This window comes from Denitrobaculum tricleocarpae, assembly GCF_007004665.1.
Taxonomy (GTDB): Bacteria; Pseudomonadota; Alphaproteobacteria; order Kiloniellales; family Kiloniellaceae; genus Denitrobaculum; species Denitrobaculum tricleocarpae.
On sequence record NZ_ML660055.1, the window covers coordinates 78976 to 91119 of the forward strand.

11 protein-coding genes are annotated in these 12144 nt (G+C 59.3%); 1 reads left to right on the forward strand and 10 read right to left on the reverse strand.

The features are described from left to right. Nucleotides 1-319 precede the first annotated feature (319 nt). A complete protein-coding gene (gene serA / locus FKG95_RS12715) occupies nucleotides 320-1564 on the forward strand; it encodes a phosphoglycerate dehydrogenase (protein WP_142896766.1) in 1245 nt (414 codons plus the stop codon). An 82-nt stretch (nucleotides 1565-1646) separates the two neighbouring features. Here serA and FKG95_RS12720 read toward each other — a convergent pair whose 3' ends face one another. The 10 genes from FKG95_RS12720 to FKG95_RS12765 form a co-directional block, all read right to left on the reverse strand. After that, complete coding sequence (locus FKG95_RS12720) at nucleotides 1647-2426, reverse strand: succinate dehydrogenase iron-sulfur subunit (protein ID WP_142896767.1); 780 nt, start codon at nucleotides 2424-2426, stop codon at nucleotides 1647-1649. 54 nt (nucleotides 2427-2480) lie between these two features. Then, nucleotides 2481-4307 (reverse strand): succinate dehydrogenase flavoprotein subunit, encoded by a 1827-nt coding sequence (sdhA, locus tag FKG95_RS12725; RefSeq protein ID WP_142896768.1) that lies wholly within the window; start codon nucleotides 4305-4307, stop codon nucleotides 2481-2483. Between the two features lie 3 nt (nucleotides 4308-4310). Then, complete coding sequence (gene sdhD / locus FKG95_RS12730; protein WP_142896769.1) at nucleotides 4311-4691, reverse strand: succinate dehydrogenase, hydrophobic membrane anchor protein; 381 nt, start codon at nucleotides 4689-4691, stop codon at nucleotides 4311-4313. Continuing rightward, nucleotides 4691-5083, reverse strand: coding sequence for a succinate dehydrogenase, cytochrome b556 subunit (gene sdhC / locus FKG95_RS12735; RefSeq protein ID WP_142896770.1), 393 nt, complete (start codon nucleotides 5081-5083; stop codon nucleotides 4691-4693). Before sdhC ends, sdhD begins: the two co-directional genes overlap by 1 nt. Before the next feature lie 1088 nt (nucleotides 5084-6171). After that, nucleotides 6172-7221 (reverse strand): MaoC family dehydratase, encoded by a 1050-nt coding sequence (locus tag FKG95_RS12740; RefSeq protein WP_142896771.1) that lies wholly within the window; start codon nucleotides 7219-7221, stop codon nucleotides 6172-6174. Nucleotides 7222-7280: 59 nt separating this feature from the next. Further along, nucleotides 7281-8168 (reverse strand): HpcH/HpaI aldolase/citrate lyase family protein, encoded by an 888-nt coding sequence (locus FKG95_RS12745; protein ID WP_142896772.1) that lies wholly within the window; start codon nucleotides 8166-8168, stop codon nucleotides 7281-7283. Nucleotides 8169-8273: 105 nt separating this feature from the next. After that, nucleotides 8274-8882: a DUF4166 domain-containing protein gene (locus FKG95_RS12750; protein WP_142896773.1), complete on the reverse strand. Its 609-nt coding sequence runs from the start codon at nucleotides 8880-8882 to the stop codon at nucleotides 8274-8276. Further along, nucleotides 8875-10746: a TIGR01777 family oxidoreductase gene (locus FKG95_RS12755; RefSeq protein WP_142896774.1), complete on the reverse strand. Its 1872-nt coding sequence runs from the start codon at nucleotides 10744-10746 to the stop codon at nucleotides 8875-8877. Before FKG95_RS12755 ends, FKG95_RS12750 begins: the two co-directional genes overlap by 8 nt. 4 nt (nucleotides 10747-10750) lie before the next feature. Further along, nucleotides 10751-11479, reverse strand: a complete 729-nt coding sequence (locus tag FKG95_RS12760) for a DUF4166 domain-containing protein (protein ID WP_142896775.1) — start codon at nucleotides 11477-11479, stop codon at nucleotides 10751-10753. A 72-nt stretch (nucleotides 11480-11551) separates the two neighbouring features. Further along, a complete protein-coding gene (locus tag FKG95_RS12765) occupies nucleotides 11552-12079 on the reverse strand; it encodes a GbsR/MarR family transcriptional regulator (RefSeq protein ID WP_142896776.1) in 528 nt (175 codons plus the stop codon). Nucleotides 12080-12144 lie beyond the last annotated feature (65 nt).

A 12144-nucleotide genomic window follows, 5' to 3' on the forward strand; every position in this document is an offset into this window, starting at 1 on the left:
CACGTGACTGGTCTGTGCGAACGAGAGAGCTACGGGAAGAGTGGCATATCAAAAAGATCCAATTGCCGTAAATTGACCATACCACTTTCTCTGGTGACGTCGCTCCGACACGGCGCATTTCATGGCTGGCACAGTCGGAATTTCGGCGCCGAATGGGCAATCAGCGGGATCATTTGACTTTATACGATCAGGCCGCCTCGGAGGCATTGATCTCATGGGGGGAATGGCTATAACACAAGCCTCGTCATCCCTGCCGCAGCGCGCGCCGAAGCGCAGGTGCCCAGCGCGCGGCCAGCCGAAGTCACGTTAAAGGAACATCATGAACAAGGGCCTCTCCCGACCCAAACACCAGATCCGTTGCCTACTGCTGGAGGGAATATCGCCCACGGCTCCCGCCATTCTGGAAGCCGCCGGTTACGATAATATCGAGCATCTGGCCACGGCCCTGGATAAGGATGCCCTGACCGAAGCTCTCAAGGGCGTTCACATGCTGGGCATCCGCTCCCGTTCGCAGCTGACCAAGGACGTTCTGGAGGCCGCGGACACCCTGGTTGCCGTCGGCTGCTTTTCCGTTGGAACCAATCAGGTCGACCTGGACGCGGCGACGGCCCGCGGCATTCCTGTTTTCAACGCGCCCTTCTCCAACACCCGCAGCGTCGCCGAACTGACGATCGCCGAGATCGTTATGCTGATGCGCGGCACCTTTCAGAAATCCAGCGCGGCCCACGGCGGCCGCTGGTCCAAATCAGCCGCCGGCAGCCGCGAAATCCGTGGCAAGACTCTTGGGATCGTCGGTTACGGCAACATAGGATCGCAGCTCGCAGTTATCGCCGAGGCCATGGGCATGGCGGTCATTTACTTCGACCAGGCCGATAAACTGCGCCACGGTAACACGGCGCCGATGGAAAGCCTGAAGGCGCTGCTGGCGCGCGCGGACGTGGTTTCTCTGCATCTGCCCGAAACACCCGACACCAAGAATATTTTCGGAGAGAGGGAAATCCGGGCCATGAAGCCGGGCAGTTTCCTGATCAACAATGCCCGGGGTACGTTGGTCGATATCGCAGCCCTGGCCGCAGCGTTGGGAGACGGTCATCTTGCAGGTGCCGCGGTAGACGTCTTTCCGAGCGAACCCAAGTCCAACGGCGAGGAATTCGTAAGCCCGCTGCGCGGTCTCGACAATGTCATCCTGACCCCGCACGTGGGCGGATCCACCGAAGAAGCGCAGGAGCGCATCGGCGAAGAAGTCGCGCGCAAATTCGTCGAATACTCGGACATCGGCTCAACGGTGGGCGCGGTGAACTTTCCGCAGGTCCAGCTCTCCAACGGCGGGACGGCAACCCGCTTTATCCAGGTTCAGCGCAATGAGCCGGGCGAACTGGGGCGCCTGAACGATGTCTTTGCCAAGCACGATATCAACATCGTCGCCCAGCACTATCAGACCAATGGAGAAATCGGTTATGTCGTTTTGGATGCCGAAGGTCAGGTCGATAACGCCTTCGAAATCCTGACCGAGATCAGAACCCTGCCGGGAACGATCCGCGCGCGCCTGCTGAACCGGGTCTAAAAAGGAAAAACCCCGACCTGCTCGTTCAAAAGCGGATCGGGGCTCTCTCAGTCACGTCGGATCTAAGTGCGCGCGAAATCTCTTAACCCCGGCGTTCGACCATCAGCTTCTTGATCTCCGCAATTGCCTTGGCCGGATTGAGGCTCTTGGGGCAGGTGCGGGTGCAGTTCATGATGGTGTGACAGCGATAGAGGCGGAAAGGATCCTCCAGATTATCCAGACGGCTGCCGGTATCTTCATCCCGGCTGTCCGCGATCCAGCGGTAGGCCTGCAGCAGAATAGCCGGGCCCAGGTAGCGGTCGCCGTTCCACCAGTAACTGGGGCAGGAGGTCGAGCAGCAGAAGCACAGAATACACTCCCAGAGACCATCGAGTTTTTCACGCTCCTCCGGGCTCTGCAGGCGTTCGCGCTCGGGCGCGGTCGAGGCCGACTTCAGCCAGGGCTCGATCGAGGTGTACTGGGCGTAGACATGAGTGAGATCAGGCACCAGGTCTTTGACCACCGGCATATGCGGCAAGGGGTAGACCTTTACCTCGTCGTCGACATCGCTGATGTATTTGGTGCAGGCGAGCGTATTGGTGCCGTCGATGTTCATGGCGCAGGACCCGCAGACACCCTCCCGGCAGGACCGGCGGAACGTCAGGGTGGAGTCCGTCTCGTTTTTGATTTTGATCAGCGCGTCCAGAACCATGGGACCGCAATCGTCCATATCGACCTGGTAGGTATCGATACTGGGGTTGGCTTCATCATCCGGATTCCAGCGATAGACCTTGAAAGTCTTCACATTCTTTCCGGAACCCGTGACCGGGTGCGTCTGTCCGCCTTTGGGCTTTGAGTTAGCCGGCAGGGCAAATTCAGCCATCGATCTCTCCTTACGCCTTCGTCTTACTTAACTTGCTCACAAAAACGAAAGCTCTTAATAAACCCGTGCTTTCGGCGGGAAGGTCTGCACTTCGTTGGTCATGGTGTTCAAAGTGACGGGTCGGTAAGCGAAGTCCACCTTGCCGTTTTCGTCACAGGACGCGAGTGTGTGTTTCATCCAGTCGGTATCGTTCCGGTCGGGGAAGTCCTCGCGCGCATGGGCACCGCGGCTCTCCTCGCGATTGGCCGCGGAAGCCATGGTGACCGAAGCCTGATACATCAGATTATCCAGTTCCAGCGCTTCGACCAGGTCCGAGTTCCAGATCATCGAGCGATCCTGGATGCCCAGTGAGTCGCGTTTGCCCCAGACCGTTGCCAGGTTCTCGACGCCTTCGCTCAGGACCTCGCCGGTGCGGAACACCGCAGCGTGGCCCTGCATCGCGCGTTGCATCTCAAGGCGCAATGCTGCCGTTGGGAGTTCGCCCTTGGCATGGCGCGTCTTATCAAGGCGGGACAGTGCGTAGTCCGCGGAATCCGCGGGCAGAGGCCGGTGACTTTCGCCCGGGGTCAGGATCTCGGCGCAGCGCTTGGCCGCCGAGCGGCCGAACACGACGAGATCAAGAAGGGAGTTCGACCCGAGGCGGTTGGCGCCATGGACCGAGACACAGGCTGCTTCGCCGATCGCCATCAGCCCCGGCACGACCGTGTTGGCATCTCCGTCTTTCTCGGTGACGACTTCGCCGGTCAGGAGGGCCGGAACCCCGCCCATGTTGTAATGGCAGGTCGGCAGGACCGGGATCGGCTCCTTGGTGACGTCAACACCGGCAAAGATCCGGGCAGATTCGGAAATACCCGGCAGTCGTTCATGCAGCAGAGCCGGTTCCAGATGTTCCAGATGCAGATGGATATGATCTTTTTCCGCACCAACACCGCGGCCGTCACGAATTTCCATGGTCATGGCCCGGCTGACCACGTCACGGCTGGCCAGATCCTTGGCCGAAGGCGCATAACGCTCCATGAAGCGCTCGCCTTCGGAGTTGGTCAGATAGCCGCCTTCGCCGCGGGCACCCTCGGTGATGAGCGTTCCGGCGCCGTAAATCCCTGTCGGATGGAATTGCACGAATTCCATATCCTGGCAGTAGAGACCGGCGCGAAGCGCCATGCCACTTCCATCGCCGGTGCAGGTGTGCGCGCCGGTACAGGAGAAGTAGGCGCGGCCATAGCCGCCGGTCGCCAGAATGACCTGATGCGCCCGGAAACGGTGGATTGTTCCGTCATCCAGGTTCCAGGCGACGACCCCGCGGCAGGACCCGTCTTCCATGATCAGGTCAATAGCGAAGTATTCGATAAAGAACTCCGCATTGCGGCGAAGGCTCTGCTGGTAAAGCGTATGGAGCATGGCATGGCCGGTCCGGTCCGCCGCCGCGCAGGTGCGTTGCGCAATGCCTTCGCCAAAGCGGGTGGTCATGCCGCCAAACGGCCGCTGATAGATTTTGCCGTCTTCCGTCCGGCTGAAGGGCATCCCGTAGTGCTCGAGTTCGATGATGGCAGGAACCGCTTCCCGCACCATGTACTCGATCGCATCCTGATCGCCCAGCCAGTCCGATCCCTTTACGGTGTCGTACATGTGCCAGCGCCAGTCGTCTTCACCCATATTGCCCAGCGAAGCGGAAACACCGCCCTGTGCCGCCACAGTGTGACTGCGGGTCGGAAAGACTTTCGAGATGCATGCGGTTTTCAGACCGGCTTCCGCCAGCCCTAGTGTCGCGCGCAGACCCGCGCCACCGGCGCCGATCACAACAACGTCATAGGTGTGATCGACAATCTCGTAAGCTGGGGCAGCAGAAGCGCCATTAGATGCGTTGTTGCCAGCGGAACTCATGTCTTAGCCCTCAAAAAGCAATGTCAAAACCGAAAGCACACCGATCAGCGCCAGAACGAAACAGGCGCCCTTGATCAGTACCAGGATCACAACCTTGGCCGCTTCACTATGGAAATAGTCCTCGATCACCACCTGGAGACCCAGATAGGCGTGGTAAAAGGTCGCAGCGATGAGCAGGATAAAGAGACCGGCTGTCACGGGCGAACCGACCCAGGCGACCATTTCGGCATGATCCGCGCCCACATGACTCGTGACAGCTGCCACGAACCAAAGTGTCAGCGGTACCAGCGCGACAGCCGTCATCCGTTGCGACCACCAGTGCGAAACACCTTCTTTGGCGGAACCCAGGCCGCGAACCCGGCCGATTGGAGAGCGAAGTGACATTAGAGGCCTCCTCCGAAGTAACCGAAGAGCCAGGAAAGAACCGTCAATGCAAAGGAGCCGGCGACGACCATCCACCCCGAGCGATAGACATCGGGCAGTTCCAGACCGTAGCCGCCGTCCCAAAAGAGGTGCCGGACGCCATTGCAGAGGTGATAGAAGAGCGCGAAGGTCCAGCCAAACAGCAACAGACGTCCGACCCACGACCCAATGAGCCCTTGCGCCTGCGCAAAGCTCTCAGACCCGCCGGCTGCGGCGGCCAGCCAATAGATCAGCAACAGCGTCCCGACGGCGAGCGCGATCCCGGTGCCCCGGTGCAGAATGGATAAAACCGACGTCAGCTGTGGCCGATAGACCTGCAGATGAGGCGATAGTGGCCGATTTGTTGTTGCCATGGACTACTCTTCCCGACTCTAAGCTCATACGCATACGTTATGAGTTAAATACTTTACCGAAGTCTCAACGCCCGAGTTGATTTAGACCCCGGCACTACAATAGTCAACTTGAGGGCCATCCCAACACCACCAATTTTTTTGCATTGCGGTAGGAATGATAATCACTTGCGGCACAAAGGAAAGCTCAACCACCACATATAGTAGTTATCCGGATTCTACCTATGTTGCACTGCGCGCACTGTGGATAATACTGTGAATAAAATGGGGATGCAGTGTGAAATAAAGGGGATTCCATACACAAGTTTTTTGAAATATGCGCGACAGCTTTCTTGTAAATCATGGTTAAAAAAGCGAACCTTTTCTTGCACGCGGAAGCGTCGAAGCAGTGTCAGAACCATCCCTTCTCGCGGTTTACCGTCGGAAGAGGCTCTGAAGCGGTTTCGAGGACAAAAGCTCCTTCGGGGGTGTTTGTCCGGCGGTCGAAGCAAAAGTCTCTCGGGATCGATGCTTCGATGTCGGAAGCACGTAAGGCTCACGCCTCGTTCTCCCGGTCGGGTTCACATCGTCGCTCTGCGATGAGGTGACACCGTTGACGGACTTGGCTTCTCTTCGGAGAGGTGTAAGGGGTCCAGGTTTCGCAGGGTCTTGTATCTTGCGGGACTGACCGAACAAAAGCCTTCGGGGTTTTGTTCTGGCGGGGCTCTGGAAATGCCGGCCTTCGGGTTGGCGCTGGTCCGGTCAAGTTCTGGAATGCGGCAGTGGACCTCTGGTTCGCGCGCTGACCGTGACACCGGTTGGTCGGAGAGTAGAGCTGGTGCCTTCGATAGGGTGATGGAGGGCCCTCGGGCCCGAGTTTTTGGACAATGTCGGTGTCGGCTTCGCCAGGTCTGATATCCAGCGTCCGGATACGAAACCACCCAGCCTCTTCCAAATGCTGGGCCGCAAGGCTCTCGAAGCGTCGGGGTGCGTCCCTCACGGGATGCAACGCAGCGGGCTCGCCCCTTCTGCACCCGGCGCTTCATTTTTATGTGACAGCCAAGCTCGAACTTCTGCGGCCAGGATGTGATCCCATCCCGGCACAGCGCTATTCAGCGCGGCATAAAGATCGTGTAATCCAAATCCAAAACGACGGCGGGGTCGAACCGGCCGTCCTCGCCACGATCAGGGAAATCCGCGCAGGCCCGGTCCTTCGTGGCAATACTGCGCAGGCGAAGCGCGCCCAGATCACTGCGGCCCGGCAACTCGACTTTGTCGAGCACTTCCGACCAGACGTAGATCGTATCCCCCGCAAAGCTCGGTGCCGTATGCGCGCCGCCATTAATTGCAGCGATCTTGACGGCGTTGCCCAGACCGTTGAAGGTGAGCGCACGGGCCAGGGAGATCACGTGCCCGCCATAGACGATGCGGCGCCCGAAACGCCCCTCTTTTTCGACATGCTGATTGAAGTGCACCTTGGCGGTGTTCTGGTAGAGCCGTGTCGCCATCTGGTGTTCGGCTTCTTCGATGGTCATGGCATCCACATGGTCGACCTTCTCCCCCACCTCGTAGTCGCCCCAGCGATGGGGCGCCCCGGCGAGCATGGTATCGAACTTTGCGAAATCGAGACCCTCAGGTATCAGCAAATCCGAGGCCGCAACCGCCTTGGGCAACTCCGGCACGCTGGCGGACGGTGCCGGACTGGCTTCGTCGCGCTTGCGGACCATCACCCAGCGCACGTAATCCAAAACAGTCTCGCCGCGCTGATTGACGCCCGTCGAATTGACATAAACGACCCCGGTCTTACCGTTGGAGTTCTCTTTCAAGCCAATGACCACACTCTCGGTTGAGAGCGTATCACCGGGATAGACCGGTGCGCCGAAGACACAGTTGGCGTAGCCCAGATTGGCGATGGCATTCAACGAGACATCCGGCACGGTCTTCCCGAACACCACGTGAAAGGCCAGCAGGTCGTCGAGGGGTGCACGCGGCAGACCCAGACTGCGCGCAAACTCGTCCGAAGACTGCAGAGCGAAGCGCGACCCGTAAAGCGCCGTATAAAGGGCCTGATCGCCCTCGGTGACCGTACGCGGCGTCGCGTGCGGAAGCTTCTGCCCCAGGGCGAAGTCCTCGAAATAGTTGCCCGGATTAGTCTTACTCATCGCACACATACCTGTCTTCTTTGAGTGAGAGAAGGGAACCTTAACGACCGCCCGCAGGCTTACTCAGCGTTCGCGGCCGCCAGTTCCTCGATCTTACCGGCCATGGAGACGAGGCGCTGAGCACTCTCGACATGGAGGTTTTCGATCAGCTTGCCGTCAACCACAACGACACCCTTTCCCTCAGCCGCCGCTTCGCTGTGGGCGGCGATGATTTTGCGCGACCAGGCAATGTCCTCGGCACTGGGCGCAAAAGCCTCATTTGCGGCGGCGATGGTTTTCGGGTGGATGAGGGTCTTTCCGTCAAAACCCAGTTCGCGGCCCTGAACGCAGGATGCGGCGAAGCCGGTATCGTCCTGCAGATCGAGATGGACGCCATCAACGATGGCCAGCCCGTGCGCGCGCGCCGCGAGAATGCAAAGCCCCAGCGAAGTCAGAACCGGCAGTCGGTCCGGCGTGTGAGCAGCCTGCAAGTCCTTCACCAGATCCGAGGTCCCCATCACCAGACAGGACAAGCGTTTGCTGGAGCCGGCGACCTCATCGGCGCGCAACATACCCAGAGGGGTCTCCATCATACACATGATTGCCATGTGTTCCGGTGCTCCCGAGGCCACCATCAGCGCCTCGAGTTCCTGAACCATCGCGGCAGATTCGACTTTGGGAAGCAAAATGGCATCCGCACCGCAGGCGGCAATCTCCTTCACATCTTCTTTGCCCCAGGGCGTTTTCAGGTCGTTGACCCGCACGACAATCTCGCGCGCGCCGTAGCCGCCTGCGGCAACCGCGGCAGCGATCTGTTCACGCGCCAGCTCCTTCGCATCGGGCGCCACAGCGTCTTCAAGGTCAAGAATCAGGGAATCGGCGGGAAGTCCCCGGCCCTTCTCAAGAGCGCGGGCGTTGGACCCGGGCATATAAAGGACCGAACGGCGCGGCCTGGCGGTTGAGGTCATAGGTCTTCCCGTGGCGTCTTGATTGCTGGAGATCAGACCTTATTCAAAACGCCAAGCCACATAAAGCGGCAATTGCTGCTCTGCAACATGCGCGGTTTAAGCGTTTCAATTCGTTGCTTTCTCCAGCTCCAACAGACCTTCGTATTCAATCAAGCTGCCGATCAGCGGCAGCTCTATCCGGACGAAATAGTGATAGCGCCCACCCCTCACCTGCTCCCGCGCGACCAGCCGGGGCGAGAGCATCCGGGGCAACTTCAACCCGAGCAGAGAACAACGCCGGAGATGAAAGGTGATGCCCTCCTCGGTTCCCTCCAAAGCGAGAAAAAGTGCGACCGGACCAAACTTCTCCAGCAAGAGGGCCTCCCCGACTGCGGACCGGCTTTTGGCGATCGCCTGCCGGGTGATCAGTATGGCACCGTTATAGTTGCGCGTGATGGTCTCCGCGCCCTGGTCCAGGAAAAAGGTCGTTTCGACCGGAATGTCCGCCGCCTCCGGCGGCATGCCCAGAAAATCCGCCAGGCGCCTGCCGGCAAAGTTGGATCCTCGCTCGACCCGGCCCCGCCCCCGTGCGGTATGACGGCCTTTCACCTCATGCATATTGCGCACGAGCGGCGGCAGGCGGTCATAGTCTCCGCCGATGATTTGCCTGTACATCGAAGGGGATGACGCATCGCTGACGTCATCCCCCTCCGGTTGCGCCTGGGTATCAGCCATGGATCACCTTCCTCCCGGCCCCGGAATTGCGCCGACCGCGACAGGCGTTCCAAAGCATCAGCATGGGTACTGCGACGGCATCGTAGAGCAGTTCCGCTGCGCCATGGAGGACGGGCCGGCGAACCAGCCGCGCCGCCCATCGATATCTGGGAATCCGTGCCCAGATGGCCGCCATGGCATCGATACCACTCACCAGCCTGCCATCGCCATCGTAGACGTAGAGACGGCGCTTTGCGTCAGCCTCGTTCAGACCATAACCCGCCAGCGCCCGCTCTCCGCTGCTCAGGCCATGGAAGGCGATACCAAGGCCTTGTTGCAGCGCCTCCCGCCGGTAGTGTCCGATCTCGCCCGCGCAGATTTCACAAGCGTCATCGTAGTAGACCCAGCAGATATCCTCCTCTGGGCCTTGCTCCAAGGAGGACACGTCGCTGCCCATCAGGTTCGGCAAAGCCGCCTCAAGGTCCGGCCAGCGGAATCTGTAGCCGTATCCCTCGGCACGCTGCGGCACGACCCGCTGACCGGCGATAAAGAGATCCGATAACTCGCCCAACAGCGTCCGCAACACAAAGGCGGGCACCCGCAGGAAGACAGGACGCCGGGCCTGCCGGGCCAGTTTGCGGGTAAAGTCTTCATTGGTCACCGGCACAGGCGCGGTCGCATTGATGGGACCAGCGACATCCTTACGATCGATCACAAAGAGAATCAGACCCACCAGATCCTGTAAATGGATCCAGGACATCCACTGGCGCCCATGGCCCATGATCGCACCCAATCCCAGCTTGATAGGACGGGCCAGTTGCGGGAAAGCGCCGCCACCGCGCCCGAACACAAGTCCGATCCGCAGAAGACAAACGCGCAGACCCAGTGCTTCCGCTTGTTTGGCGGTTTGCTCCCATTCCTTGCAGAGCCTCGACGTAAAAATGTCTTGGGGTTTGGCGTTTTCCCGCAACAGCTCGTCGTCCCGCCGGCCATAATACCCCACAGCAGACCCGTTGATCAGAACCTCAGGCTTTTGCTCAAGCCGACGGAGCAACGCGATCAGGCCCTGAGTGGTCTCGACCCGGCTTGCGATCAGTTTTTCCTTGCGGCGCTTCGTCCAGAGGCCACCCAAGAGCGGCGCACCCGCCAGATTGACCACCGCATCAATCTTGTGGTCTGGAGGGATCCTATCCAGTTCCTCGACGACCTCCGCATGAGGTCCGAAGAGATAGTCAGCCTTGGCCGGATTGCGCGCGAGCACCAGCGGCTTGTCGCCGCGTGCGATCAGGGCCCGAACAAGCACTTTCCCGACAAATCCGGTGGCGCCTGTGATCAGGACCTTCAGCGGCTCTTGCTTGTGACCAGGCAGAACCGGATTTCTCTTCCAGTCCGGCAGCGAAAGGCGAACGACCACCCAAAGGTCGTAAAGCGCCCAGCCGAAGACACCCACCCCATAAGCGGTCATGATCCAGGATAACGGCCCATAGCTCACCACTGTCAGAGCGGTTTCGGCAGCGCTCCAAGTGACGGCAACCGGCAGGAAAAACGCCAGAATTGCGCCGAAATTGATTGCCAGAAGGGTATGAAGGATCCGCTCGAAGCCCGGCAGCTTCCGGGTCTGGTCCTCGATCACGAAATCCCAGAGCGTGACCACGACCTCAATAGCCATCAGGGTCATCAGCAGGATCGCCCACCACCCGTTCCAGGCAAACCAGGCAATCCCGACGAAGATTACCGCATAGATGAACTCACGGATCGTGTGCAGGATCAGCTCGCCGCGCGCATTAGGCTTTGAAGAGAGTTTCTCCGTGATTTCGTGGTGCCAGAGATTGTCGAAGGCGCCGATCAACCCCTGTATGGCAAAGAGAATAAGAGCCGTCTGCATCGCATCACTCCTTTTCCTTAAAGGTACCGTCCTGGTAAAAACTCTCGCCCAGGTGCCTGTGCCGCATGGTCATTTCGAACCTGAACCAGCCCGATCCCAGATCACTGTGGACCACATGAGCGACCCCGGGTGTCAGCCAGTCGGGCAGGCGGACCGTAAGACCGGCAAAGCGCCAGAAGTAGGACTCGCTCCTAAAGTGCAGCTTGCGGTCCTGTTCGAAGACCTTCAGACGCATGCCGAAGCCACCGCCCACGCATTCCAACAGCATCTTTCCGTCACCGGTAAAAACCTTGGTCGAGGTCACCGTGATGGGCTTACGGCCCGGAAAAAAATAAATCCGGTCCCAGGCTACGCCGCCCTTTTCGGGGTCATCATGGACCTGCACTTCGATCGGTATATCCCGGCCCTCGAAGGGCGCCAGGGGTGTGCCGAACAAACGGCAAAGCTGCGCCAGGAGGTAACCGGTCCGCGAGCAGCGCACAGACTTCATCGTGCCTTCGTAGGTGATATCCTTCATCCCGGCGCTGCAGGCGAAGCGCGACCGGATCAGGGGAGACAGCCGCAGCCAACCCTCTGGTCCCACCAGCGCCGCAAAGTCCTGTTTGACGGAACCTGACGGTGCCACGCCGCTTTGCCGCGAAGGCTTGCGGCTAAGGGATCGGGCAAACCTGGCTGCCCAAGCCGGACGGGCCTTCCGCTCCAATGCCGGCTGAATGAGGCTACCTGCGTCCATCTCTCCCTCCTACCTATTGAGGCTGTATAGTCTGTAATTTCTGTATATACAGAAATTACAGAGCAAATTTTTTTACTTCTTGGTCACCAGTTTCGCCACCTTGCGCCCCATCTTCATAAGCTTGATCAGAACCGGCTTCGGCAAGCGGCTGACCTGCTCATACCATCCGGTCAGGTTCTCCATGAACTCCAGGATACCTGCGATACGGGCCTTGACGTCTTCCGGTGTTTCCTTGTCGTCTTCGGCCTCCTCGACGCATTGCCTGAGCATGGTGAGGGTCGGGTCGATCTCCCGTGCTTTCCGGCCTTCGACAATGGTCATCAGCATATCCCAGGTTTCGCCCTTGACCAGGAACTGGTCGCGCCGGTCACCCATGACATGGGTACGGCTTGCGAGGCCCCAGGTCAGCAGCTCCTTGAGACTATTGCTGACATTCGAGCGCGCCATGTTGAGGCTGTCCGCGATCTCCTCCGCCGACATCGGTTTGCCATGAAGATACAGAAGTGCATGAACCTGTGACACGGAGCGATTCACACCCCAGCGCGTGCCCATTTCGCCCCAGTGCAAAATGTATTTCTCCATAACAGGCGTCAGTTTCATTGTTTTCTCGGATTTCTCTCATGACAGAAATAACTGAACAAACGAACCATACAGTCGAATTGAGA

Coding starts and splice junctions, on each gene's coding strand:
- serA (WP_142896766.1), top strand. CDS start 320: ATGAACAAGGGCCTCTCCCGACCCAAACACCAGATCCGTTGCCTACTG.
- FKG95_RS12720 (WP_142896767.1), bottom strand. CDS start 2,426: ATGGCTGAATTTGCCCTGCCGGCTAACTCAAAGCCCAAAGGCGGACAG.
- sdhA (WP_142896768.1), bottom strand. CDS start 4,307: ATGAGTTCCGCTGGCAACAACGCATCTAATGGCGCTTCTGCTGCCCCA.
- sdhD (WP_142896769.1), bottom strand. CDS start 4,691: ATGTCACTTCGCTCTCCAATCGGCCGGGTTCGCGGCCTGGGTTCCGCC.
- sdhC (WP_142896770.1), bottom strand. CDS start 5,083: ATGGCAACAACAAATCGGCCACTATCGCCTCATCTGCAGGTCTATCGG.
- FKG95_RS12740 (WP_142896771.1), bottom strand. CDS start 7,221: ATGAGTAAGACTAATCCGGGCAACTATTTCGAGGACTTCGCCCTGGGG.
- FKG95_RS12745 (WP_142896772.1), bottom strand. CDS start 8,168: ATGACCTCAACCGCCAGGCCGCGCCGTTCGGTCCTTTATATGCCCGGG.
- FKG95_RS12750 (WP_142896773.1), bottom strand. CDS start 8,882: ATGGCTGATACCCAGGCGCAACCGGAGGGGGATGACGTCAGCGATGCG.
- FKG95_RS12755 (WP_142896774.1), bottom strand. CDS start 10,746: ATGCAGACGGCTCTTATTCTCTTTGCCATACAGGGGTTGATCGGCGCC.
- FKG95_RS12760 (WP_142896775.1), bottom strand. CDS start 11,479: ATGGACGCAGGTAGCCTCATTCAGCCGGCATTGGAGCGGAAGGCCCGT.
- FKG95_RS12765 (WP_142896776.1), bottom strand. CDS start 12,079: ATGAAACTGACGCCTGTTATGGAGAAATACATTTTGCACTGGGGCGAA.